Genomic DNA, 22,732 nt, shown 5'->3' with positions numbered 1-22,732 from the left:
AGTTTATCCTTGGGCCGATCGAAGATCGGACCCGAGGGCTTCGCCCGAGAATGACGCCTAAGCCACATACTGCGCGATGCCGCCGCCAAACGACCAGTCCTCGCGCTTGACCTCGACCAGGTTGATGAAGATGTCGTCGGGCTTCAGGCCCGGCTCGCGCTGCAGGTTCTCGGCGATGGCCGCATAGAGCGCCTTCTTCTGGGTGACACCGCGGGTGTTGGCGACGGTGAGCTGGATGATCACCAGCCCGGCCGAACGCTCGAAGCCGAAATAATTGGCATCGAAGACGAACTCGTCGGCGTCGTGCTGGTGAACGACGGCGAAGAGATCATTCTCCGGCACCTCGAAGGTCGTGCGCAGGGCGCGGTAGACACCATCGACAATGGCGGCGGGATGCGAGGCCGGGCGGCCACGACGCATCGAAATCCGGATCAGAGGCATGGTCGGCTCCAAAGACAGGGCAAGGCGTCAGGCCTCGCGAACAGACTCAGACTAGGCCCATTGCATCAATCTGGAAATCGTATCTATGATGATATCAATGATACGGATTTACGATTGATCATGAGCGCCACCCTGGACCTCGATGCCGTTGCCGCCTTTCTGCAGGCAGCGGAACTCAACAGCTTCACCCGCGCCGCCGAGGCGCTGGGAACGGCGCAATCGCTCGTCAGCACGCGGATCAAGCGGCTGGAGGACGGGCTCGGCCAGACGCTGCTGCAGCGGCATCCGCGGCTAGTACGGCTGACAGCGGAGGGCGAGCGCTTTCTGCCGGCAGCGCGCGAACTGATGGCAGCCCATGAACGCGCTCTCGGGGCCTTCCGGCAGCCCAGCGAGCGCATCACGATGGGCATCAGTGAACAGGCTGTCGGCGCCGAGATCCCCGCCGTGCTGGCCAAGCTGACGGCCCAGCATCCGGGTATCGTCATCAATCTCAGGATCGAGGCGTCGCGGGCGCTGGAAGCGGCGTTCGAGCGGGGCGAACTCGATGTCGCGATCGTCCGCCGCCTCGGCGCCGGGCGTACCGGAGAGGTGCTGCGCGAGGACGCATTCGGCTGGTTTGCGGCAGAGAGCCTGCGTCACCGCGCGGGCGAACCGCTGCCGCTGGTCAGCCTGATCCAGGAGTGCTGGCTGCGCCAGCATGGCATCGACGCGCTCAACCGCGCCGGGCTCGCCTGGCGCGAGGCCTTTATCGGCGGCGGCATGGCAGCCGTTCTGGCTGCCGTCTCGGGCGGAATCGGGGTCTCGCCCCTGGCTGCGCGGATCGCGCCACCGGGCGCCGTCGATGTCGGCCCCGGCTGGGGGCTGCCGGCGCTGGGGCGTTCGGCGGTCGTGCTGCGCAGCCAGGTGGCGACGCAGCGCGCGACCGCTTTCGTCAGGACGCTTGCCGCCGCCTTCAGGGCTGCAGGCTGAGCCTCCGCCCTACCCCACCACCCGCTCAACCTTGCTGATCACCCGCTTCTCGCGCAATTCGCTGATGATCGCGCTGAGATGCTTCAGGTCCCAGACCGTCAGGTCGATGATGACGTTGGTGAAGTCCTGGTTCGGGCGGTGCATCGCCACCGCGTCGATGTTGCCGTCATGTTCGGCGATCGTCGTGGTGATCTGCGCCAGCGAGCCGGGCTCGTTGATCGAATGCAGCGAGATGCGCGCCGGGAAGCGCTGCGGCGCCTTGTCGTCGAGATCCCAGCGCACGTCGAGCCAGCGCTCGGGCTCGTTGTCGAAGGCCGCCAGTGCCGAGGACTGGATCGGATAGATCGTGACGCCCTCGCCAGGCGTCAGGATGCCGACGATGCGGTCTCCCGGCACGGCGCCGCCGTCGGGGGCGAAGCGCACCGGCAGATCGCCGCCGAGGCCGCGGATCGGGATGGCGTCGTCGCCGGGTGCCTCGTCGCCGATCGCCTCGCCCGGCAGCTTGAACTTGAGGTTCTCGCCCTTGCGCAGCTCGAACCAGCCCTTGCCGTTGCCGGTGGTCGCGCCGGCGGATTTGGGGTCGGGCGCGCCGCGCTTCTCGGGTTCGAGATCGGGATAGACCGCCTTGACCACGTCGCCGGAATACATCTCGCCGCGCCCGACGGCGGCGAGCACGTCGTCGACGGCGGTGCGGGCGAGGCGCTTGAGCGCAGCCTTGAGCTTCTCGTCGCTGAACGGCCGCTCGGCGCGACTGAAGGCGCGCTCCAGAATCTGGCGCCCGAGCCCGGAATATTGCCGCCGGACGGCGGTGCGGGTGGCGCGGCGGATCGCGGCGCGGGCCTTGCCGGTGACCACCAGGGATTCCCAGGCGGCGGGCGGCGTCTGCCCCTCAGCGCGGGTGATTTCGACCTCGTCGCCATTGGCGAGTTCGGTCAGGAGCGGCGCGATGCGGCCGTTGATCTTGGCGCCGACCGCGCTGTTGCCGACATTGGTGTGGATCGCATAGGCGAAATCGATCGGCGTCGCGCCGCGCGGCAGCGCAATCAGCCGGCCCTTGGGCGTGAAGCAGAAAACCTGGTCGTGGAAGAGTTCGAGCTTGGTGTGCTCGAGGAACTCCTCCGGGCTGTCGCCCTCCGCCAGCAGATCGACGGTGCGCCGCAGCCACTGATAGGCCCGGCTCTCATCGGCATATTGCGCAAGTTCGGTGGTGCGCCCGTCCTTGTAGTGGGCGTGCGCAGCGATGCCGAATTCGGCGATGCGATCCATCGTGTCGGTGCGAATCTGCAATTCGACGCGGCTGTGGCCCGGCCCGACGACGGTCGTATGGATCGAGCGATAGTCGTTCTGCTTGGGCGTCGAGATGTAGTCCTTGTAGCGGCCGGGTACCATCGGCCAGGTCATGTGGACGATACCGAGCACGCGGTAGCAATCCTCGGGCGTCTCGACGATGACGCGGAATCCGAAGATGTCCGAGAGCTGCTCGAAGGAGACCGATTTGCGCTCCATCTTCTTCCAGATCGAATAGGGGCGCTTGCGGCGGCCCAGCACCTCGGCATGAATGCCGCTGGCGGCGAGCTTGTCCTTCAGATCCTTCTCGATCGCGCCGATGACGCGGCCTTCGCGCTCGGTGACCTCCTCCAGCCGCTTGGTGACGGTGGCATGCGCCTCCGGCTTGATGTGGCGGAAGGCGAGTTCCTCAAGCTCCTCGCGGAGTTCCTGCATGCCCATGCGGCCGGCCAGCGGCGCATAGATCTCGGCCGTCTCCTCGGCGATGCGCAGGCGCTTTTCGGGCGCCATGAAATGCAGGGTGCGCATGTTGTGCAGCCGGTCGGCGAGCTTGACCAGCAACACGCGGACATCGTCGACGATGGCGAGCAGCAGCTTGCGGAAATTCTCGCCCTGGGCCGCCTTCTTGGAGACCAGGTCGAGCTTCTTGATCTTGGTCAGCCCGTCCACCAGCCGGCGGATATCGGGCCCGAAGATGCTCTCGATCTCTTCGAGCGTCGCGGCGGTGTCCTCGACGGTGTCGTGCAGCACGGCTGCGACGATCGTCGCATCGTCGAGCTTGAGGTCGGTCAGGAGGGCGGCGACTTCGAGCGGATGGGCGAAGAACGGGTCACCCGAGGCGCGCTTCTGCGTCCCATGCGCCCGCATGGCATAGACATAGGCCCGGTTGAGCAGGTCCTCGTCGGTATTCGGATTGTAGCTGCGAACCCGGTCGACGAGTTCGTATTGCCGCATCATGCCCATGGGGGGCGTCTATCCTGCCTGATCGATCTCAAATCCAAAGCATTGCCTCGCGAAAAAAGCGCCTCCCGCCGTTTCGCGCGATGCTTAGTCCAGAGTCAGTCAATATCGACGCGCGGCGCACGGGCAGCAAGGCTAATCTCATGAGGCAGGCATGAAAAAGCCCGGCATTGCCGGGCTTTAGCGGAACTGGTGAAGAGATTGTGCAAGATCGCCTTGCGAGCAACTACACCCGCGAGGATCAGTCCTCGTCGTCGGCGCTCTCGGTCGGCGGCACGAGGCCGTCAAGGCCGCGCAGCAGGTCGTCCTCGCTCATGCGGTCGAACTGGACCTCCGAATCAGGAGCCGAACTGCCGGGTGTCGAGTGGGTGAGCAGTGGCACGGTCTCGGCCTCCGGCTCGTCGACCTCGACATGCTTCTGCAGCGAGTGGATCAGGTCTTCCTTCAGATCCTCGGGCTTCAGCTTCTCATCGGCAATCTCGCGCAGCGCGACGACGGGGTTCTTGTCGTTGTCGCGGGAGACCAGGATCGACGATCCGGACTGGATCATCCGCGCGCGATGGCTGGCGAGGAGAACCAGTTCGAAGCGGTTGTCGACCTTGTCGATGCAATCCTCAACGGTAACGCGAGCCATGGCGCGGCTCCTTCTGATCTTTAGCGATGCAGGGAAGATGATGTGAGCCGGCCTTACAGCCAAAGTGCGGCAGATGCAAGATTGAGCGTGCCATGCCGAGCGCCTGCGGATCAGCTCCGCATCCGCCTGACCATCTCGTCGAGCCCCGGCTCGCGGCGTCCTTCGACACCGACGACGAGGTCCATCGCCGGCAGCTCGTGCGGGGCGAGTTCGGCGAAACGCATGCGCATCGTCGTCGCGACGCCCTCGCCGAAGGCGATCGCCTCGCGATTGCCCACCGAGGACAGGAATTTGAGCGTGCTCGCGGAGGCATCGGAGATCGCGGCCCGGATGATCTGCTGGTCGACCTCGTTGGCGAGGCGCATCGCGAAGATCGTCGAGCACTGCGACAGGATGGTGGGATCTAGCTCGCCGGGGCGCTGCGTGACCACACCAAGATAGGCGCCGTATTTGCGGCCTTCCTTGGCGATGCGCGCGATGGCCTGGCGGGTCGGAAGGAAGCCGAGCGACTGGTCGGCGGGGACGTAGCGATGCGCCTCCTCGCAGAGCAGCAGAATCTCATAGGTGCCCTGGCTCGCCATGGCGAGATCGAAGGCCAGCCGCGCCAGCACGGAGGCGACCGCGTCGACCACCTCCGAGGGCAGGCCGCCGAGCTGGAACACCGTGATCGGCCGGCCGTGATGCGGCACGCGGAAGATCTGGGCGACGACCGGCGCCATCGTCTCGATCATGTTGGCGCGGGCGAACATGAACTGATAGCGCGGATCGGCATGCAGCGTCTCGAGCCGCACCTTGAGCGAGCGCAGCGACCCGCGCGGCCAGCGGACCTCGTGCAGGCCGATCAGCTCATCGACGATGCGCAGCGCGTCGGTAATGCGATAGGGCGTCGGCATGTCGCTGGCGCTGCCCATTCCCTCCTCGCGACGCCCGAGCCCGGAGTCGAGCGGACGCTTCAACAGGCTGGAGTTGATGTCGCGCATCGGGTTGCGCTCGCTGCCGCCGCGATAGCGCTCGCGTGCCAGGCCCACGACCTCGCGCAGGATGTCCGCCTCCTCCTCGAAGGCCGGGCGACCGCGGAAGACGACCTCGGCGAACTCCTCCAGCTTGAACATCCAGAACGGCAGATCGAGTCCGTCGGCGTCGATCGACAGGGAGCGGTCCGGGAAGGCGCCGGAATATTCGTTGTGCGGATCGAGAATCAGCACGCGCAGGCGCGGCCTTGCAGCGATCGCCCGGCGCAGCAACAGCGCCACGGCGCTCGACTTGCCGACGCCGGTGGTGCCCAGCAGGGCGAAATGGCGCGACAGCATGTCGTCGATGCAGACGGTGGCGGGGATCGTGTCGTCCTGCGTCAGCGTGCCCACGGCGACGCCGTTGCGTGTGCCGAGATCATGCACCATCGCGAGATCGCCGGTGCGGATGCGATGGGCGATGGCGCCGATCGGTGGATAGGTGGAAATGCCGCTCTGGAAGCTGGCGCGGCCGTCCTTGCTCTCGCTGACCTCGCCGAGCAGCTCGACCTGAATATGGATGACGTTGTCTGTCGCCTCGTCCCAGACCGGATTGACGGCGTGCATCTCATAAACAAGGCCGACGATGCGGGTCGTGCCGAGATTGATCGAGATCATCCGGCCGACCGTCCAGGATTCGGGGCCGAGCCGACCCATGCCGGCCACCGTGCTAGCGATGGTCGCGCGCGAGCCGTCGCAGGATACGACGCGCCCGAGGGCGCGTTCGGTATCCTGGCTCAGATCACGCCTGTCCGACGCGATATCGCTCTCGAAGAGCCCCGTCTTCACAGCAAGCTGCACGTTCCGCGTCCCGCCTTCCGGCTTGTTCCCCGATCGGAAAGGTTACCGCCAAGCTCTTTATGATTGCCTTATCCGGGGACAATCGCGTGCCGGCGCTGGCGACGCGGTTACCAAATCGCCAACGGGGCACGGCGGACTCGCGCGATCGATCACGAAAACTGGCCATCGCCATGACAATCCGTGCCTTGAGCCGCTACTGCATCTTCGTCTATGCCGCATCTTCATTGAATTCACGGTATCGACTGCGGGGGAGTGAGCCATGGCGGGCCGGCTGCGACTGGGCGTGAACATCGATCATGTCGCGACGGTGCGGAACGCCCGCGGCGGCGCCCTGCCCGACCCCGTTCGCGCGGCGCATCTCGCCGTTGCCGCCGGAGCCGATGGCATCACCGCGCATCTGCGCGAAGACCGCCGCCATATCCGCGACGTCGACATGGCGCGGCTCGCCGCCGAACTGACCAAGCCGCTCAATTTCGAGATGGCGACGACCGACGAGATGATCGCTCTGGCCGAGCGCCTCAAGCCCCATGCGGCCTGCCTCGTTCCGGAAAAGCGCGAAGAGCGCACCACCGAAGGCGGGCTCGACGTTGTCGGCCAGGAAGCCGCGCTCCTGCCCGCGATCGCGCGTCTCAGTGCCGCCGGCTGTCGCGTCTCGCTGTTCATCGAGGCTGATGCGGCGCCGATCCAAATGGCCGCCAAGCTGCGCGCACCGGTGGTCGAACTGCATACCGGAAGCTGGTGCGAGGCCGTGGTTGCGGGCGAAGACGACAAGGCTGAAAGCGAGTTTCGCCGCCTCGCGGAGGGCGCCGCGCTGGCCGCTTCGCTCGGGCTCGAAGTCCATGCCGGGCACGGTCTCGACTACGACACGGCGCGGCGCCTCGCGGCCGTGCCCGATTTCGTCGAGTTCAACATCGGGCATTTCCTGATCGGCGAGGCGATCTTCATCGGGCTCGACGCCGCGATCGGCCGGATGCGCCAGGCGATGGACGAAGGCCGCGCGGCCAAGTAGACCCTGGCCATGATCCTCGGCATCGGCTCGGACCTCTGCGACATCGACCGCATCGAGAAATCGCTCGCGCGCTTCGGTGAGCGTTTTACCCATCGCGTCTTCACGCAGGGCGAACGCACCAAATCCGACAGGCGCGCGACCCGGGCGGCCTCCTATGCGCGCCGTTTCGCGGCCAAGGAAGCCTGCTCCAAGGCGCTGGGCACGGGCCTGCGCGCCGGCGTGTTCTGGCGCGACATGGAGGTGGTCAACCTGCCCAGCGGTGCGCCGACCATGCGGCTGACCGGCGGCGCAGCCGAACGGCTGAGGGCGATGACGCCGGCCGGCCATGAGGCGATCGTGCATGTCTCGATGACAGACGACCCGCCGATGGCCCAGGCCTTCGTCGTGATCGAGGCGCGCCCGATTTCGACGTAGCTGTCGGAATGACGAATTCCGGGACGACCCTTCGGTCGCCCCGGCATGATGGTTGTAGCAGCCGCTCTCACTCGGCCGGGGCAGTCCCGACGATCGCGCCGCGCGGCTCTTCGCTGAGCCAGCGATAGACGATGCCGCCGAGCGCACCGCCGATCAGCGGCGCCAGCCAGAACAGCCAGAGCTGCTGCAATGCCCAGCCGCCGACGAAGAGCGCCGGGCCGGTGCTGCGCGCAGGATTGACCGAGGTGTTGGTCACCGGGATGCTGACGAGGTGGATCAGGCACAGGCCGAGCCCGATTGCCAACGGGGCGAAGCCTGCCGGCGCCTTGCCGTGGGTCGCACCCATGATGATGAAGAGGAACATCATCGTCATGACGATCTCGGTGAGGAAGCTCGCAAAGAGGCTGTACTTGCCCGGCGAGTGATCGCCATAGCCGTTCGAGGCGAAGCCCTTGGCAAGGTCGAAGCCCGGCGCGCCGCTGGCGATGAGGTAGAGCAGGCCGGCGGCGACGATGCCGCCGATCACCTGCGCCACGACATAGGGCAGGATCTGGTTCGTCGGGAAGCGCCCGCCGGCCGCGAGACCGACCGTGACGGCCGGGTTGAGATGGCAGCCCGAGATATGGCCGATGGCATAGGCCATGGTGACCACGGTCAGGCCGAAGGCGAGCGAGACGCCCAGCAGGCCGATGCCGACCTGGGGAAAGCCCGCAGCGATCACCGCGCTGCCGCACCCCGCAAAGGTTAGCCAGAAGGTTCCGATGGCTTCGGCTGCGTATTTTTTTCCGTTCATGATCGTCCCCCCAAAAGAATCGAAAGGGGATGGTGCGCCCCGCGTCAGACGCGGTCAATTGCCGCATCTCGGCTCCGCCCCGCGTGCAGCGCAGGTGAACTTCCCCATCGCTGCTGCGTTGCAACATAAATGTCCGTTGCCTGACTCAGGGGGGAGAGCATGAACCCAACCGCCATCTGGCTTGGCGAAATGCTGCTGCTCGTGCCGTCATGGCTGGTCAGCCTCGCCATCTTCGCCTGCGCCGTCGCGCTCGCGCTCGTCGCCCACCGGATGGTGTTCGCGGTCGTGACCCGGCTCGTCGCAGGGATGGACCTGTTCTGGCGCTCGCTGGTCTCGCGCACCCATGGGCCGACGCGGTTTGCGGTCATCACGGTCGCGCTGGGCTTCGCCGCCAGCGTCTCGCCGCTGACGAGCGAGCAGGCGACGCTGATCCGGCAGTTGCTGCTGCTCTGCTTCATCGCGCTGATCGGCTGGATCGCGAAGACGGCGCTGCATATCTGGACGACCGTCTATCTGCGGCGCTTCAAGCTCGACGCCGACGACAATCTGATGGCGCGCAAGCACGTCACCCAGACGCGCATCCTGCGCCGCGTCGGCGACATCATGATCGTCGTCGTCGGCGTCTCGGCTATGCTGATGAGCTTCGACGGCGTCCGGCAATACGGCGTCAGTCTCCTGGCCTCGGCGGGAGCAGCCGGCCTCGTCATCGGCCTGGCGCTGCAGCCGGTGCTGAAGAACATCTTCGCCGGCATCCAGCTCGCCGTGACGCAACCGATCCGCATCGACGACGCGCTGCTGGTCGAGGGCGAGTGGGGCAATGTCGAAGAGATCACCTCGACCTATGTGGTCGTGAGGTTGTGGGACTGGCGCCGGATGATCCTGCCGCTGAGCTACTTCATCGAGAAGCCGTTCCAGAACTGGACGCGCGACAACGCCGCGTTGATCGGCACGGTGATGCTCTATCTCGACTACGAGACGCCAATCGAGGCCGTACGTGCCAAGGTCGAGGAGATCGCAGCCGCCTCGCCGCTCTGGGACAAGCGCGTCGTCAATGTGCAGGTTACGGATTTCCGCCAGTCGACCATGGAGGTCCGCATCCTCGTCAGCGCCAGGACTTCGCCGCGCGCCTTCGACCTGCGCTGCGAGGTCCGCGAGAAGCTGATGGCCTTCCTGCAGAAGGAGCATCCGCGTTCCCTGCCCCGGCTGCGCGGAGAAGCCGCCTTCGAGCGCAACGGTGTCCGTCCGCCGGCGCTGGCCGCAACGGAGATCGCGACGCACTGAGCCGGACACGTGATCGTCCCAGGGCCGTGAAAGCGCCCGGCCTGCGCCATGGCTGCCCCTCCGCCGGCGCCGTTGTCTGTGAAGCGACATTCCGCTAGACCGCGCGCTGGACCATCGTCCCAGGAGCGCCCGCGTGGCCAACGACGTCGAAGCCAAGACCAAGAGCAAAGCGGCCAAAGACGAGGGCGGCGTCCTCGAGACGATCAAGGTGGTCGCCCAGGCGCTGCTGATCGCGCTGGTGATCCGGACCCTGCTGTTCCAGCCGTTCAACATCCCCTCGGGATCGCTCATCCCGACGCTGCTGATCGGCGACTATCTCTTCGTCTCGAAATACACCTATGGCTATTCGAAGCACTCGATCCCGCTGAGCCCGCCGCTGTTCTCGGGCCGCGTCTGGGCGGCCGAGCCCAAGCGCGGCGACATCGCGGTGTTCAAGCTGCCGACCGACAACTCGACCGACTACATCAAGCGCGTTATCGGCCTGCCGGGCGAGCGCATCCAGATGATCGACGGCATCCTGCACATCAACAACGTCCCGGTGAAGCGCGAGCGCATCGCCGACTACGTCACCACCGACAATTGGGGCCGCAGCGCACCCGTCATCCACTACCGCGAGACCCTGCCCAACGGCGTCTCCCACGAGATCATCGAGCGCGAGGGCGACACCGGCAGCTTCGACAACACACCGGTCTTCGTCGTGCCGGCCGGGCATTTCTTCATGATGGGCGACAATCGCGACAATTCGCTGGATTCGCGCGACCGCAGCGTCGGCTTCGTGCCGTTCGAGAACTTCGTCGGCCGCGCCGAGATCATCTTCTTCTCGATCGAGGACGGCGCCTCGGCCTGGAAGATCTGGGAATGGCCCTGGACGGTTCGCTGGGACCGCCTGTTCAGCGGCATCAAGTGAGCAAGGCAGGCGACACCGGGCGCAAGGCGCCGGAGACCTCCCGCCTGCAAGAGACGCTCGGGCATGTCTTCGCCGATCAGGGGCTTCTGACCACCGCCCTCACCCATATGAGCGCCGAGGGCTCGCGACTGGAGAGCTATCAGCGGCTGGAATTCCTCGGGGACCGCGTGCTCGGCCTGAGTGTCGCCGACATGCTGTTTGCGCGCTATCCTCAGGCTGAGGAAGGCGACATGTCGCGACGGCTGGCAGACCTCGTCCGCAAGGAGACCTGCGCCGAGGTCGCGCTCGCCTGGAATTTGGGCGCGTTCATGCGGCTGGGCGACGGCGAGATCCTTGCCGGAGCGCGCAAGAACAAGGCGATCCTGGCCGATGCCTGCGAGGCGATCATCGGCGCGGTCTTCATCGACGGCGGCTACGAGGCGGCCCGCGGGCTGGTCGAGCGTGCCTTCGGCGAGCGCCTGCTGAAGCCCGCGCGGCCTTTGCGTGACGCCAAGACGGCGCTGCAGGAATGGGCGCAGGGCCAGGGCTACCAGACGCCGACCTATACCGAGCGCGGCCGCTCGGGGCCCGACCATGCCCCTGTGTTCCGCGTCGCGGCACGCATCAATGGCCTGGCCGACGCCGAGGCGCAGGGCACCTCGAAGCGGCTGGCCGAGCAGGCCGCAGCGGAAGCCTTCCTGCGGCGCGAAGGCCTGTGGAGCGAAACGATGGAGAGCGACCATGGCTGAAGCGGAAAACGCCGGCGAACCGAGGAAGCCAACCCGCTGCGGCTTCGTCGCGCTGATCGGCGCGCCCAATGCCGGCAAGTCGACGCTGCTGAACCAGCTCGTCGGCGCCAAGGTCTCGATCGTCTCGCGCAAGGTGCAGACGACGCGCACGCAGGTGCGCGGCATCGCGCTGTCGGGACCGGCGCAGGTGATCTTCGTCGATACGCCGGGCATCTTCGCGCCCAAGCGCCGGCTCGACCGCGCCATGGTGACGAGTGCCTGGGGCGGCGCCACCGATGCCGACCTGATCGGCGTGCTGATCGATGTCGAGCGCTTCGACAATGAGGAGAACACGCGCCTGCTGGAGAAGCTCGCCGAGCTGAAGCAGCCGAAGTTTCTGATCCTCAACAAGATCGACATTGTCGCGAAGGAGAAGCTGCTCGAGATCACCACCAAGGTGAACGAGCAGGGTACGTTCGAGGCGACCTTCATGATCGCGGCCCTGACCGGCTACGGCGTCAAGGACATCATGACCTGGCTGGAAACCCGCCTGCCCTACGGCCCCTGGCTCTATCCCGAAGACCAGATTTCGGATGCACCGCTGCGCTTCCTCGCCGCCGAGATCACCCGCGAGAAGATCTTCGAGCGGCTGCATGACGAGCTGCCCTATCGCTCGACCGTGGAGACAGAGCAGTGGCAGGAGCGGCCGGACGGTTCCGTCCGGATCGAGCAGACGATCTATGTGGAGCGCGAGGGCCAGCGCAAGATCGTGCTCGGCGAAGGCGGCCAGACGATCAAGTCGATCGGCCAGAAGGCCCGCATCGAGATCGCCGAGGCGGCCGAGGCCAAGGTCCATCTCTTCCTGTTCGTGAAGGTGCGCGAGAACTGGAGCGACGATCCGGAGCGCTATCGCGAGATGGGGCTGGAGTTCCCCAAGGGCTGAAGCCACAGCGAACTGAGCCAACAGCAAGCGAGTTTTCGGACAGATGCGGACCGAGAAGGACAAGATGCTGGCCGGCGAACTCTACCGCGCCGACAGCCCCGAACTCATCGCGGACAATCTCCGGGTGAGCGCCTGGATGGAGCGCTACAACGCCACGACCGCAACGCCGGAACAGCGGCTGCCGCTGATGCGCGAGATCTTTCGCCATGTCGGCAAGGACGTGAACATCCGCCCGCCCTTTCATTGCGACTACGGCTACAACATCAGCCTGGGCGACGGCGTCTTTCTGAACTTCAACTGCGTCATCCTCGACGTGGTGCAGGTAACGATCGGCGATTTCACGCAGATCGGCCCGGCGGTGCAGATCCTGACCGCTGACCATCCGCGCGACCCGGCCCATCGGGCGCAGATGCTGGAGTTCGGGCGGCCGGTCACGATCGGCCGCAATGTCTGGATCGGCGGCGGCGCCATCATCCTGCCCGGCGTGACGATCGGCGACGATGCGATCATCGGCGCCGGCAGCGTGGTCACGCGCGATGTCCCGGCCGGAGCGACCGCCGTGGGCAACCCTGCCCGCCAGCGCGGTTGACCGCGGGACGGCTCCTGCCTGTTGAGCAATGCCCGCCGCGCTACCCAAGGCCTTGCCACGCCGTGCGAATGGCAGCAAAGACGCCGGCGGCTGTTCTGATCCGCGAGGCGCGCCCATGACCGACGACGAGGTTCTTTCCGAATTCCGCGAGGCCGGCGCGCTTCTCGAAGGCCATTTCATCCTGTCCTCGGGCCGGCGCAGCGCCGTCTTCCTGCAGAAGATGTTCGTCTTCCAGGACCCGGTCCGGACCGAGCGGCTCTGCAAGGCGCTCGCGGCCAAGATCGAGGCGAAATACGGCCGGATCGACTATGTCGTGTCGCCGGCCATCGGCGGCATCGTGCCGGGCTACGAGACGGCGCGGCATCTCAAGGCCAAGGCCGTCTTCGTCGAGCGCGAGGGCGGCACGTTCAAGCTGCGCCGCGGCTTCGTGCTGCCGAAGGGCGCGCGCTGCGTCATCATCGAGGATATCATCACGACCGGGCTGTCGCTGCGCGAATGCCGGGATTCTGTGATGGGGGAGCCCGGAACGATCGTCGGCGCCGCCTGCCTGATCGACCGCTCGGCCGGGCGCGCCGAGCTGGGCATGGAGCTGGTCAGCCTGATGGACTACGATGTTCCCGATTACGCGCCTGACGCGCTGCCGCCGGAGTTGGCCGCGATCCCGGCGATCAAGCCGGGCAGCCGGGGCCTGAGCGCCTGATACTGAATTCTTTGCCGGCTGCGGCGAGACGTCACAGCCGGATACCGGCCCTCGCTGAAAATTGATTTAGAACCAACATCGTTAGACCGCGTTTGGATTACATCGCACTTATTCCAAGTTATTCATCCGGAGTGATTTCAATGGCGGCCGACCCGCGCATCGCGCTTTTCATCGATGGCGCCAATCTCTACGCAACCGCGAAGCAACTCGGCTTCGACATGGACTATCGCCGCCTGCTGCGTGAATTCCAGAGTCGCGGCAATCTGATCCGGGCCTTCTATTTCACCACGCTGGTCGAGAGCGAGGAGTATTCCTCGATCCGCCCGCTGGTCGACTGGCTCGACTACAATGGCTACCGCGTCATCACCAAGGCGGCCAAGGAGTTCACCGACGCCACCGGCCGCCGGCGGGTGAAGGGCAATATGGATATCGAGCTCGCCATCGAGATGCTCGAACTCGCGCCCCATCTCGACCAGATCTACCTGTTCTCGGGCGACGGCGATTTCCGGCCGCTGGTCGAGGCCGTGCAGCGCAAGGGCGTCAAGGTCTCGGTCGTCTCGACGATCTCGACCAACCCGCCGATGGTCTCCGACGATCTGCGCCGCCAGTGCGACGACTTCCTCGACCTGGCCCAGCTGATGTCGAAGATCGGGCGCGACCCGGCCGAGCGCGCCGGCCGCAGCGCCGGGGCTGCGCCGGGCACGCCCGGCAATCCGGGGCTGGAGCGGCGCTACGGCATCCGCCAGGGCGACGAGACGGTCGAGGGGTAAGCCGCACCAAAAGCCCCGTCCGGCTGATCGCCGCGGGGTTTCGGGTTCTGCGAATGCGTATCCAAGGGGATGCGCGGGACGAGGCGGCGCCGCAGTCGACGGCTGCGTGCCGATGTCGATGTCGAATGTCTGTCGAAGCAGCGCCAACAGCCGCCGCCCCGTCCCGCACGCGGTTGTCTGGGGGTCCCTCGTCGTCCCTACGTCCCGGCACGGGCTCGAGCCTGCCCAGTTTCGGCCCTGACGATCGACGGCACCTCCATGGTCGAAAGCGCGCGACGGCTCCCTTCCATGAACACCGCACTCCACCCGGCCGCACGACGCCTCGCGACAGCCCCCTTGGTCGGGCGGAGCGAGTGTAGGATAGGGTTAGGTTTGTGGGGCGGGGATAAGATCCATCGCGCGCCGTCATGCTCGGGCTTGACCCGAGCATCTCAGGACCGGAGGTCTCCAGTGCCTCATCCGGCCGGAGATTCTCGGGTCTGCGCTGCGCTCCGCCCGAGAATGACGCGCACTTTCCTTCTCCCCTCGCGGGAGAAGGGAAGGCGTCACGCACCCGCCTTCATGATCCTGGCCTTGTCGCGGTTCCAGTCGCGGTTCTTTTCGGTCTCGCGCTTGTCGTGCAGCTTCTTGCCGCGGCCGAGGCCCAGCTCGACCTTGGCGCGGCCCTTGTCGTTGAAATAGACCTTGAGCGGGATCACCGTGTAGCCGTCGCGCTGGATCGCGCCCATCAGCTTGTTGATCTGGCGGCGATGCAGCAGGAGCTTTCGCGGCCGCTTGACGTTGTGGTTGAAGCGGTTGGCCTCGAGATATTCGGGGATATGAGCGTTGAACAGGAAGAGTTCGGTGCCCATCGGCCCGGCATAGCTCTCGCCGATCGTGGCGCGGCCGCCGCGCAGCGATTTGATCTCGGTGCCCTGGAGGACGATGCCGGCCTCCAGCGTCTCCATGATCTCGTAATTGTAGCGCGCCTTCCGGTTGTCGGCGGCGAGCCTGAAGCGTTCCGGATCGAGCTTGCTCATGCCGTGCCGCCCAGCGCATGCGTCTTGACCAGTTGCGCCATCACCTGCGATCCCGATTCAGAATTTGCGTTCAAGCCATTGAGAACACTGGGCTTGTGGGCCTCGCCTGCCGTCACCAAAATCGCGAGCGGATGCGCCCGCATGACGGCACGCAGCGCGTCGCGATCCTCGACCATGAAGTGACTGGGCTCGTACATCGTCAGTTTCCCTGGCGCCGGCCGGGGCAACCGGACGAACGCAGCATCCCTTATCTAGGCATTCAGCAGGCCGGCGAACACCATGGCGTCGCGAATGACCTTGCCTGTCGAGGCCGTCACCGGCAACAGCGGCAGGCGGACCTCATCCTCGATGCGCCCGAGCAGGCTGAGGCCGTGCTTGGCGCCGGCGAGGCCGGGCTCCTTGAAGATGGCGTCATGTAGCGGCACGAGCCGGTCCTGAACCTTGAGCGCGCCGGCATAATCGCCCTTCAGCGCGGCCGTCATCAACTCGGCGCAAAGCTGCGGGGCAACATTGGCGACGACCGAGATGCAGCCATGGCCGCCAGCCGCCATATAGGCCAGCGCCGTCATGTCCTCACCCGAGAGCTGGATGAAGTCCGCGCCCATGGCGTGGCGCTGCTGCGAGACGCGGGCGAGATTGGCGGTGGCATCCTTGACGCCGGCGATGTTCTTCAGCTCGTAGAGCCGCGCCATGGTCTCGACCGACATGTCCACGACCGAGCGCGGCGGGATGTTGTAGATGATGATCGGAATCCCGATCGCGTCGTTCACCGCCTTGAAGTGCTGGTACATGCCTTCCTGGGTGGGCTTGTTGTAATAGGGCGTGACGACGAGGACCGCCTGCGCTCCGGCCTTCTCCGCATGAACCGCGAGATCGATCGCCTCGGTGGTGTTGTTCGAGCCAGCGCCGGCGATGACCGGCAGGCGCCCCTTGGCCTCGGCGATGACGATCTCGACGACGCGCTTATGCTCGTCATGGGAGACGGTGGGGCTCTCGCCGGTCGTGCCCACGGGAACGAGCCCCGACGAGCCGCTCTCGATGTGCCAGGCCACCAGCCCGCGCAAAGCCGCCTCGTCGATCTTGCCGCCCTTGAACGGCGTCACCAGCGCGGGAAGCGAGCCGGTGAAAGCGGTGTGCTTGGTCATGAGAGCGGCATCCTGACGGGAAACGGCAATTTGAAGGGCGTCACACATAAACCCTCACCCGCCGCAGGCAAAGCCGGCAACCCATCAAAATGCGTGGCCTCATAGTTAAGTCTTCATAAACGCCGATCCCCGACCATCGCAGGCTTACGCATCCGACCGTGGAGCCTGCCATGGCCATGCCTGCCGCCCGCACGGGGCTGATCTGCCTCAGTGCCCTGACCCTGCTCGCGGCGATGCCCGCTCACGCCGCTGATGACGGTGCCCATCCGGCGCAGCAGGCTCGCCGCGATGTCGTCGATGTCGAGACGACGGCTTCGCTGCCGCCCTATCCCGGCGATGCGCTGAATGCCGGAGCGGCCAACCCGGACAGCGTCAAAACTGCGGTTTCCGCCTATCGGCGCGGCGCGCTCAGCGACGGCGACGCCATTGCGGGGGCGATCGACGACCGGGTCGCGCGTGCTTTGCTGGAATGGGTCGCGATCCGCTCCAGTGCGAACCTGGTCCCGTTCACGCGGATCGACGCCTTCCTCAAGGCCTATCCGAACTATCCCGCGACGACGCTGTTCCGGCGCCGCGCCGAGGAGATGCTCATCGCCGAGAAGAAGAGCCCGTTGGCGATCCGGGCCTTCTTCCATGGCCAGCGTCCGGTCAGCCCGGCCGGGCGGATCGCGCTCGCGCTGGCGCTGAAGGCCGAGGGCAAATCCGAAGAAGCCGCCGCACTGGCCCGCCAGAGCTGGCTGCAGGACCAGCTCGGCTTAGCCCTGGAGACGATCGCGCTCGACGCCTTCGGCGACAGGTTGACGACGGCGGACCATCGCCTGCGCGCGGAACGCTACATCTTCCGCGGGAATGACACCGCGGCGCTGCGCAATGCGGCGCGCGTCTCGGCGGATTATGTCGTGCTGGCGAGGGCGCGGCTTGCCAGCGTCAAGGCAAGGCGCCCGATCGCGCCCTCGTTGATCGCCTCGGTTCCGGCCTCTCTGAAAAGCGACCTCTCCTTCTCCTTCCTGCTGGCGCAGCAGGCCAGACGCTCCGACAAACCGGTGGATGCCGCCAGGGCGCTGGCGAACGTGCCGCGCGACCCGACGCTGCTTGGCGATGGCGACGAGTGGTGGACCGAGCGGCGGCTGATCGCGCGCAAGCTGCTCGACGCTGGCGACGCCGCCAAAGCCTATGAGGTCGCGGCCGGACATGGCGCCGAGGATGCAGCCGAGCGCATCGACGCCGAATGGCATGCCGGCTTCATCGCGCTGCGCTTCCGCGACCAGCCCGGCATTGCGCTCGAGCATTTCAGGGAGGCCGCCAGATCTGCCGAGACGCCGATCTCGGTGGCGCGCGCGGCCTATTGGCAGGGGCGCTCCTTTGAGACGATCGGCAAGGCGGAGGACGCCAAGGCAGCCTATGAGCGCGCCGCCGAGCACCCTGTCGCCTATTATGGGCAGCTCGCCCGCGCCCGGCTCGGCCTGCCGGACCTGCCGCTGCGGCGCTCGGCCTCCGCCTCGCTGCTGCATCTACCCGGCCATCAGGGCGTGCGCCTGCTCTACCGCATCGGCGAGCGCGATCTGGCCGTCCAGATGCTGATCGACCTCGCTCAGCGCTTGCACACGACGTCGGCGCTGGAGGCCATCGCGGCCATCGCCCAGCGCGAGGGCGACACGCGCGCCTTGCTAGCACTCGGCAAGACGGCCCTGCAGCGCGGTTTCCCGCTCGACATGGCCGCCTTCCCGATTTCCGGCGTGCCCGAATTCTCCGTTCTGGGCGATCCGATGGAGCGCGCGATCGTCCATGCTATCGCCCGCCAGGAAAGCGCCTTCGACCCGACCGCGATCTCGCATGCGGGTGCGCGCGGCTTGATGCAGATGATGCCGGCGACCGCGCGCGAGACGGCGCGGCGGGCCAACCTGCCCTTCGACTGGCCGAGGCTTGGACGCGACGCGCTCTATTCGGCGCAGATGGGCGCGGCGCATCTCAACGACCTGCTGAAGGAGTGGCGCGGCTCCTACATCCTGACCTTCGCCGCCTACAATGCGGGCTCGGGCAATGTGAAGAAGTGGATCGAGGCCTATGGCGACCCGCGCAAGCCCGAGGTCGATGCCGTCGACTGGGTCGAGCGCATCCCGTTCTACGAGACGCGCAACTATGTGCAGCGCGTGATGGAGAACCTGCAGGTCTACCGCCAGCGCCTGAACCAGCGCACGGCCTATCTGATCGACCACGACTTGAAGCGCGGCGGCCGGCGGGATTAGGGTCGCTGCGACATGAGCCAAGCGCATCTCTCCGTGCCCTCCAACACCGGCTACACCTCCCTCTTCATCAGCGCCCGCGATGGCTTGCGGCTGCATGCGCGCGACTACGGCCCGCTGGCCTCGATTGCGCTGCCCGTGGTCTGCCTGCCGGGCTTTGCCCGGACCGCCGCCGATTTCCACGAACTGGCGTTGGCGCTGTCGGAGGACGAGGCCAGGCCAAGGCGCGTGCTGGCGCTGGATTATCGCGGGCGCGGCCTGTCGGGCTTCGACAAGGACTGGAAGAATTACGACATCCGGGTCGAGCTCGACGATTTGATGCAGGTTCTGGTCGCGGCTGGGATCGAGGCGGCGGTGTTCGTGGGGACCTCGCGCGGCGGGCTGTTGACCATGGCGATGGGCGCTGCCCGGCCGGGTGCGATCCGGGGTGTCGTTCTCAACGATATCGGCCCGGTGATCGACGCGCGCGGCCTGCTGCGGGTCCGGGGCTATGTCGGCAAGCTCCCCATGCCACGTAGCTTTGCCGAGGGCGCCGAAATCCTGAAGCGGCTCTCGGACCAGCAGTTCCCGCTCTTCGGCGACGCGGAATGGGAGATGATGGCGCGCCGGACCTGGACCGACCGCGACGGCAGGCTGAAGCCGGACTACGATACCAATCTGATGAAGGTGTTGGAAGAGCTCGACCTGGAAGCGCCGCTGCCGGTGCTGTGGAGCTATTTCGACGGGCTGAAGGCCGTGCCGATGCTGGCGATCCGCGGCGCGAATTCCGACATGCTGGCGGAGAAGACGCTCGTCGCGATGGGCGAGCGGCATCCCGATTGCGAAACCTTCGTCGCGCCCGGACAGGGCCATGCGCCGATGCTGGGCCCCAAGGACATGGTGCGCCGGATCGGAAAGCTGATCGCCCGCGCCGAGCGCCGGGCCGCCTGAGACGGCTCAGGCGGCCGGCTTACCCTCGGGCTTCCCGGCGGCGCCGCCCGTGGCAAGTTCCGCCACATTGTCCTGCCCGACCGAGCCGTCGTCGCGCGAGGTCTCGACGAGACCGGCCTTGGCCCGCATGGCGAACTCGGTCTCGCCGCCGGTGGCAAGCGTCTTGGCCTGGCCGACCCAGTCCTCGCGCTCGATCCGGCCTGGAAAGGCAAGATAGCTCCCGACCCATTCGATGTTGCGCGGCGTCCAGCCGGCAATCTGCTCGAAATGCCAGATGCCCAGCCCGTGCAGCCGCGCCTCGTTCTGCCGGCCAACGCCCTTGATCAGCTTGAGATCGTCGGGCTTGTCATCCTTCGCGGCAACGAGACCCGCCGGACGCTGGCCGGGAATATCGGCCTCGCCCTCGACCGGCGGCATCGCCGCAGCGGGCGCCGGCTTAACCTCTGCGTCTACGGCAGCCGGAGCGCGCGTGCCGCGCAGCAGCCCCGCCACGACACAGCCCGCGACATAGACACCTGTGAACAGCAGCGCCGATTCGACCCAGGTCGCCGGCTCGCCATTGAGGAACTGAAGCCAGGTCAGCGCGGCGCCCAAGCCCCAGATCGCTGCGAACCAGCCGGCCGTGCGGCCCAGCAGGCGGAACGCGCTGCCGTCATGGCCGATCCAGCCCATGACGAGGCCGAGCGCGAAGGCCGCAGCGAGGAACCAGGCGAACTGGCTGGCGAGATAGAGCATGTCCGCCTCCCCTACTTTGCCACGGTGAACTGGACGCGCCGGTTCATCGGCTTCGCTTCGACGGAACCATGCGGCACCAACGGCCGCTCGACGCCAAAGCCGCGGGTCTCGAGCCTGGCCTGATCGATGCCGCGCCGGACCAGTTCGTCGCGGACGCGCAAGGCGCGGCGGGCCGACAGATCGAGATTGTTGAAGCCGCCACGCTCGCCATCGCTGTTGGCATGGCCTTCGATGGTGATGCGCGCGTCGGGGCATTGCTTGAGAATGGCAGCGGCCTCGCCGATCACCCGTTCCGTCGCCGGATCGAGCGTGACGACGGTCGTCCCCTGCGCGAACAGCACGGTGTTGCGCTTCGTCAGTTCATCGAGATCGTTCTGGCAGGTCGCCGGAGGATCGACGACGCAACCGGTCTGGCGCAGGCCGATCGCCGCATCGACGCGGTAGCCCGGAGGCAGTCCGGAGGACGCGCTGGTCTCGACCTCGCTTTTGATGAGTTCGCGACAGGTCAGGCCCCGCAGCGTGACCAGATCGTCTGCGACCGAGGCCGAGCCGAAATCGAGGCGGAGCAGATTGGTCGCCGCCATCCGGGCCGCGGCCGCAAAGCCGGCCGGCGCTCCGGGCAGGATCTGCGTCTCATCGGTGAGCCTGCCTTTCAAGGGCGAGGCCTCGACGAGCGCGAGCAGGGCGTCGCGGGTCTGCGCGTCCGGCAGATAGCCGGTCAGGGTGATCCCGGTCCGGTCGGCGGCGAGAGACACGACATAGGGCCGAAGCGCGACCATGGCCAAAGCCCCACCGCTGATGCTCAGCCCGGCTGGTAGCGGCTGGCGGCGCAGGGCGGCATCGAGCTCCCGCCAGGCCCGACCGTCGGCGACCTCACCCGACAGCGCGAGCACGGAACCGGCCAATGTGACCGAGCCGCGCTTCAGCTTGCCGAGCAGTTCGAGCGCAAAACCGGTCGCTGCACCGTAATCCGGCTCGGTGCGCAGATTTGGCTCCAGCGTCAACTGATCGGAAACAGTCCCCGATGCGGCGAGCCCTCGCGCAAGCGCCAAAAGGGCCTCGCGGGCCGGCGCATCGCGAACCAGCCCCTTGAGGGTAATCCCGTTCTCGCCGATCGCAGCACTCCAGGCGAGCGCTACCGCCGGTGGCGATGGCGGCGGCGCTGGTGTCACCGATGGCGTCACAGAGGCGGGCGGCGCCACCGGAGCCGCAGACGGAGCCGGCGGGGCCCTTGCCTCGGCTGGTGCGCCAGGCGGCGTGGGCGCCGACGGCAGCTCGGACGGCAAAAAGCGCGGCTCTGGAATATCCGGCAGCGGCGGCATCGGCGGCGGCTCGGGCGGACAGGCGATCGAGGCCTGGGCGACCGAATCGGGACCGTCACCCTGCGCGATCTGCAGCCGCAGCGCCTGACAGGCCTGGAAGCTGGCCGGGCCGTCGCCCGTGAGCGTGTAGGCGTCCCCGGTCAGCTCCGCGCTGCCCTGCCGCAGCCGGGCGAGGTCGGCGATGGCGCGCGTGACCTTCGCAAGGAAGGCCACAGGTGCACCCGCGGCCGGCTTCATCGCGTCCTCGATGCTGATCGGGCCGGGAAAGCTGTGTCGCAGAAGCGCCAGAATCTGTTGGCGCACGGCCTCGGTCGGGTAAAACCCGGTCAGGCGGAGCTGGTCGGCAGTCGGGTGTTCGATGCCCAGGCGATAGGGCGTCACCACCGGCGGCTCGAGGGCGCAGGGCACGGCCTGGAAGCCGTCGCGCGCCAGCGCGGCCGTGGCGGCCTGCAATGCGAGGAAATCATCGGGCGTGGAAGCCGTGCCCTCGATACAGAAGCGCGTGTCGTCGAGGGCGATCTTGCCGCTGGACAGCTTGGGCAACTGCGCCAGGACCGCCTGCGTCATGGCCTGGAAGCCCGGAGGCGCGCCGAAGGCGAGGCGCTGGCGATCATCGACCCGAACGCCCGGAAGGGCCGTGCCGGCTGCCGCGACATTGGCGATGGCGCCGGCTTCGTCCGGCACGAAACCGCTGAGGGCGACGACATTGTCCTGGCGGCTCGCCTGCCAACTATAGGGACGCTGGGCGACGACCTGCGACAGGCCGCCGAGCGCCCGGCGGACGCCGAATTCGGAACGCAGCCGCGCGATGGCCCGTGCCGCGCCGTCAGCCGAGAGCGCCTCGCCGCTGATCGTGACGTCGCGCCCATCGATCTGGGCGGCGATCGGACGTGCGCCCGGCGCCTCGCCGGCCACGGAGGCAGCCGCTTCGACAGCACGCCGGCCGACATCGCGCTCGATCGCCTCGCCGAGGAACAGGTTACCGGCGCCCCAGAGCAGCGCCAGCGGCACCAGCCCCCAAAGCCAACGTCCCGGCTGCGCCATGCTCCGCTCCCCTCCAGTCCCGAACCGACCCTCGCGAGAGGGAACACCGGTTTCGCCTGAAACCGAAAAGCGACGCGGT

22 protein-coding genes are annotated in these 22,732 nt (G+C 67.0%); 12 read left to right on the top strand and 10 right to left on the bottom strand.

Features of this window, described 5'->3' with window-relative positions; translation table 11 throughout:
- Positions 1 to 57: 57 nt before the first annotated feature.
- Positions 58 to 441, bottom strand: coding sequence for a tautomerase family protein (locus AC1DYU_RS16450; protein ID WP_158485122.1), 384 nt, complete (start codon positions 439 to 441; stop codon positions 58 to 60).
- Positions 442 to 561: 120 nt separating this feature from the next.
- Here AC1DYU_RS16450 and AC1DYU_RS16445 point away from each other — a divergent pair, with 120 nt between their 5' ends.
- Entirely contained in the window at positions 562 to 1,410 is an 849-nt protein-coding gene (locus tag AC1DYU_RS16445; RefSeq protein ID WP_476792562.1) for a LysR family transcriptional regulator, read from the top strand.
- A gap of 9 nt (positions 1,411 to 1,419) precedes the next feature.
- Here AC1DYU_RS16445 and AC1DYU_RS16440 read toward each other — a convergent pair whose 3' ends face one another.
- The 3 genes from AC1DYU_RS16440 to AC1DYU_RS16430 all read right to left on the bottom strand — a co-directional run bounded on the left by AC1DYU_RS16440 (position 1,420) and on the right by AC1DYU_RS16430 (position 6,102).
- On the bottom strand, positions 1,420 to 3,654 hold the full coding sequence (locus tag AC1DYU_RS16440; RefSeq protein ID WP_158485145.1) for a RelA/SpoT family protein: 2,235 nt from the start codon (positions 3,652 to 3,654) through the stop codon (positions 1,420 to 1,422).
- A 244-nt stretch (positions 3,655 to 3,898) separates the two neighbouring features.
- A complete protein-coding gene (rpoZ, locus tag AC1DYU_RS16435) occupies positions 3,899 to 4,291 on the bottom strand; it encodes a DNA-directed RNA polymerase subunit omega (RefSeq protein ID WP_476792561.1) in 393 nt (130 codons plus the stop codon).
- 110 nt (positions 4,292 to 4,401) lie between these two features.
- The gene (locus tag AC1DYU_RS16430; protein ID WP_158485125.1) at positions 4,402 to 6,102 is read right to left on the bottom strand and encodes a helicase HerA domain-containing protein; all 1,701 of its coding nucleotides are present in this window, start codon (positions 6,100 to 6,102) and stop codon (positions 4,402 to 4,404) included.
- Between the two features lie 259 nt (positions 6,103 to 6,361).
- Here AC1DYU_RS16430 and AC1DYU_RS16425 point away from each other — a divergent pair, with 259 nt between their 5' ends.
- Positions 6,362 to 7,111 carry a pyridoxine 5'-phosphate synthase gene (locus AC1DYU_RS16425; protein WP_476792560.1) on the top strand — a complete coding sequence of 250 codons (750 nt, stop codon included), beginning with the start codon at positions 6,362 to 6,364 and terminating at the stop codon, positions 7,109 to 7,111.
- A gap of 9 nt (positions 7,112 to 7,120) precedes the next feature.
- Positions 7,121 to 7,525: a holo-ACP synthase gene (gene acpS / locus AC1DYU_RS16420; protein WP_158485127.1), complete on the top strand. Its 405-nt coding sequence runs from the start codon at positions 7,121 to 7,123 to the stop codon at positions 7,523 to 7,525.
- A gap of 67 nt (positions 7,526 to 7,592) precedes the next feature.
- Here the strand turns inward: acpS and aqpZ are convergent, their stop codons facing one another.
- Entirely contained in the window at positions 7,593 to 8,318 is a 726-nt protein-coding gene (aqpZ, locus tag AC1DYU_RS16415) for an aquaporin Z (protein ID WP_158485128.1), read from the bottom strand.
- Between the two features lie 159 nt (positions 8,319 to 8,477).
- Between aqpZ and AC1DYU_RS16410 the strand changes: the two genes are divergently transcribed.
- From AC1DYU_RS16410 to AC1DYU_RS16380, 7 genes are all read left to right on the top strand, one after another.
- Positions 8,478 to 9,599, top strand: a complete 1,122-nt coding sequence (locus AC1DYU_RS16410) for a mechanosensitive ion channel family protein (RefSeq protein WP_476792559.1) — start codon at positions 8,478 to 8,480, stop codon at positions 9,597 to 9,599.
- Positions 9,600 to 9,732: 133 nt separating this feature from the next.
- Entirely contained in the window at positions 9,733 to 10,506 is a 774-nt protein-coding gene (gene lepB / locus AC1DYU_RS16405; RefSeq protein WP_476792558.1) for a signal peptidase I, read from the top strand.
- The gene (gene rnc / locus AC1DYU_RS16400; RefSeq protein WP_476792557.1) at positions 10,503 to 11,234 is read left to right on the top strand and encodes a ribonuclease III; all 732 of its coding nucleotides are present in this window, start codon (positions 10,503 to 10,505) and stop codon (positions 11,232 to 11,234) included. Before lepB ends, rnc begins: the two co-directional genes overlap by 4 nt.
- The gene (era, locus tag AC1DYU_RS16395) at positions 11,227 to 12,156 is read left to right on the top strand and encodes a GTPase Era (RefSeq protein ID WP_476792556.1); all 930 of its coding nucleotides are present in this window, start codon (positions 11,227 to 11,229) and stop codon (positions 12,154 to 12,156) included. The genes rnc and era overlap by 8 nt, the downstream gene beginning before the upstream one ends.
- A 43-nt stretch (positions 12,157 to 12,199) precedes the next feature.
- Entirely contained in the window at positions 12,200 to 12,745 is a 546-nt protein-coding gene (locus tag AC1DYU_RS16390) for a sugar O-acetyltransferase (RefSeq protein WP_476792555.1), read from the top strand.
- Positions 12,746 to 12,860: 115 nt separating this feature from the next.
- Positions 12,861 to 13,445, top strand: a complete 585-nt coding sequence (pyrE, locus tag AC1DYU_RS16385) for an orotate phosphoribosyltransferase (protein WP_476792554.1) — start codon at positions 12,861 to 12,863, stop codon at positions 13,443 to 13,445.
- A gap of 140 nt (positions 13,446 to 13,585) precedes the next feature.
- Positions 13,586 to 14,215 carry a LabA-like NYN domain-containing protein gene (locus AC1DYU_RS16380; RefSeq protein WP_158485135.1) on the top strand — a complete coding sequence of 210 codons (630 nt, stop codon included), beginning with the start codon at positions 13,586 to 13,588 and terminating at the stop codon, positions 14,213 to 14,215.
- A gap of 545 nt (positions 14,216 to 14,760) precedes the next feature.
- Here AC1DYU_RS16380 and smpB read toward each other — a convergent pair.
- From smpB to dapA, 3 genes are read right to left on the bottom strand one after another with little or no spacing between them, the layout of a single operon-like run.
- Positions 14,761 to 15,234, bottom strand: coding sequence for an SsrA-binding protein SmpB (gene smpB, locus AC1DYU_RS16375; protein WP_158485136.1), 474 nt, complete (start codon positions 15,232 to 15,234; stop codon positions 14,761 to 14,763).
- Complete coding sequence (locus AC1DYU_RS16370; protein ID WP_158485137.1) at positions 15,231 to 15,431, bottom strand: FMN-binding negative transcriptional regulator; 201 nt, start codon at positions 15,429 to 15,431, stop codon at positions 15,231 to 15,233. Before AC1DYU_RS16370 ends, smpB begins: the two co-directional genes overlap by 4 nt.
- 54 nt (positions 15,432 to 15,485) lie before the next feature.
- On the bottom strand, positions 15,486 to 16,379 hold the full coding sequence (dapA, locus tag AC1DYU_RS16365) for a 4-hydroxy-tetrahydrodipicolinate synthase (RefSeq protein WP_476792553.1): 894 nt from the start codon (positions 16,377 to 16,379) through the stop codon (positions 15,486 to 15,488).
- 170 nt (positions 16,380 to 16,549) lie between these two features.
- Between dapA and AC1DYU_RS16360 the strand changes: the two genes are divergently transcribed.
- Complete coding sequence (locus tag AC1DYU_RS16360) at positions 16,550 to 18,625, top strand: transglycosylase SLT domain-containing protein (protein ID WP_476792552.1); 2,076 nt, start codon at positions 16,550 to 16,552, stop codon at positions 18,623 to 18,625.
- A 12-nt stretch (positions 18,626 to 18,637) separates the two neighbouring features.
- Positions 18,638 to 19,552, top strand: a complete 915-nt coding sequence (locus tag AC1DYU_RS16355) for an alpha/beta fold hydrolase (protein ID WP_476792551.1) — start codon at positions 18,638 to 18,640, stop codon at positions 19,550 to 19,552.
- 6 nt (positions 19,553 to 19,558) lie between these two features.
- Here the strand turns inward: AC1DYU_RS16355 and AC1DYU_RS16350 are convergent, their stop codons facing one another.
- The gene (locus AC1DYU_RS16350; protein WP_476792550.1) at positions 19,559 to 20,287 is read right to left on the bottom strand and encodes a hypothetical protein; all 729 of its coding nucleotides are present in this window, start codon (positions 20,285 to 20,287) and stop codon (positions 19,559 to 19,561) included.
- Positions 20,288 to 20,298: 11 nt separating this feature from the next.
- Positions 20,299 to 22,653: an OmpA family protein gene (locus AC1DYU_RS16345; protein ID WP_476792549.1), complete on the bottom strand. Its 2,355-nt coding sequence runs from the start codon at positions 22,651 to 22,653 to the stop codon at positions 20,299 to 20,301.
- Positions 22,654 to 22,732 lie beyond the last annotated feature (79 nt).

It is taken from the genome of Allobosea sp. P2_B12, from assembly GCF_056404835.1.
Note: the sequence above shows the minus strand (reverse complement) of the source record. Positions and strands in the feature narration are given on the sequence as shown.

Bases quoted from the DNA above. Each gene is read 5' to 3' on its own strand.
- AC1DYU_RS16450 (WP_158485122.1), bottom strand. From the start codon at position 441: ATGCCTCTGATCCGGATTTCGATGCGTCGTGGCCGCCCGGCCTCGCAT.
- AC1DYU_RS16445 (WP_476792562.1), top strand. From the start codon at position 562: ATGAGCGCCACCCTGGACCTCGATGCCGTTGCCGCCTTTCTGCAGGCA.
- AC1DYU_RS16440 (WP_158485145.1), bottom strand. From the start codon at position 3,654: ATGATGCGGCAATACGAACTCGTCGACCGGGTTCGCAGCTACAATCCG.
- rpoZ (WP_476792561.1), bottom strand. From the start codon at position 4,291: ATGGCTCGCGTTACCGTTGAGGATTGCATCGACAAGGTCGACAACCGC.
- AC1DYU_RS16425 (WP_476792560.1), top strand. From the start codon at position 6,362: ATGGCGGGCCGGCTGCGACTGGGCGTGAACATCGATCATGTCGCGACG.
- acpS (WP_158485127.1), top strand. From the start codon at position 7,121: ATGATCCTCGGCATCGGCTCGGACCTCTGCGACATCGACCGCATCGAG.
- aqpZ (WP_158485128.1), bottom strand. From the start codon at position 8,318: ATGAACGGAAAAAAATACGCAGCCGAAGCCATCGGAACCTTCTGGCTA.
- AC1DYU_RS16410 (WP_476792559.1), top strand. From the start codon at position 8,478: ATGAACCCAACCGCCATCTGGCTTGGCGAAATGCTGCTGCTCGTGCCG.
- era (WP_476792556.1), top strand. From the start codon at position 11,227: ATGGCTGAAGCGGAAAACGCCGGCGAACCGAGGAAGCCAACCCGCTGC.
- AC1DYU_RS16390 (WP_476792555.1), top strand. From the start codon at position 12,200: ATGCGGACCGAGAAGGACAAGATGCTGGCCGGCGAACTCTACCGCGCC.
- pyrE (WP_476792554.1), top strand. From the start codon at position 12,861: ATGACCGACGACGAGGTTCTTTCCGAATTCCGCGAGGCCGGCGCGCTT.
- AC1DYU_RS16380 (WP_158485135.1), top strand. From the start codon at position 13,586: ATGGCGGCCGACCCGCGCATCGCGCTTTTCATCGATGGCGCCAATCTC.
- smpB (WP_158485136.1), bottom strand. From the start codon at position 15,234: ATGAGCAAGCTCGATCCGGAACGCTTCAGGCTCGCCGCCGACAACCGG.
- AC1DYU_RS16370 (WP_158485137.1), bottom strand. From the start codon at position 15,431: ATGTACGAGCCCAGTCACTTCATGGTCGAGGATCGCGACGCGCTGCGT.
- dapA (WP_476792553.1), bottom strand. From the start codon at position 16,379: ATGACCAAGCACACCGCTTTCACCGGCTCGCTTCCCGCGCTGGTGACG.
- AC1DYU_RS16360 (WP_476792552.1), top strand. From the start codon at position 16,550: ATGGCCATGCCTGCCGCCCGCACGGGGCTGATCTGCCTCAGTGCCCTG.
- AC1DYU_RS16355 (WP_476792551.1), top strand. From the start codon at position 18,638: ATGAGCCAAGCGCATCTCTCCGTGCCCTCCAACACCGGCTACACCTCC.
- AC1DYU_RS16350 (WP_476792550.1), bottom strand. From the start codon at position 20,287: ATGCTCTATCTCGCCAGCCAGTTCGCCTGGTTCCTCGCTGCGGCCTTC.
- AC1DYU_RS16345 (WP_476792549.1), bottom strand. From the start codon at position 22,653: ATGGCGCAGCCGGGACGTTGGCTTTGGGGGCTGGTGCCGCTGGCGCTG.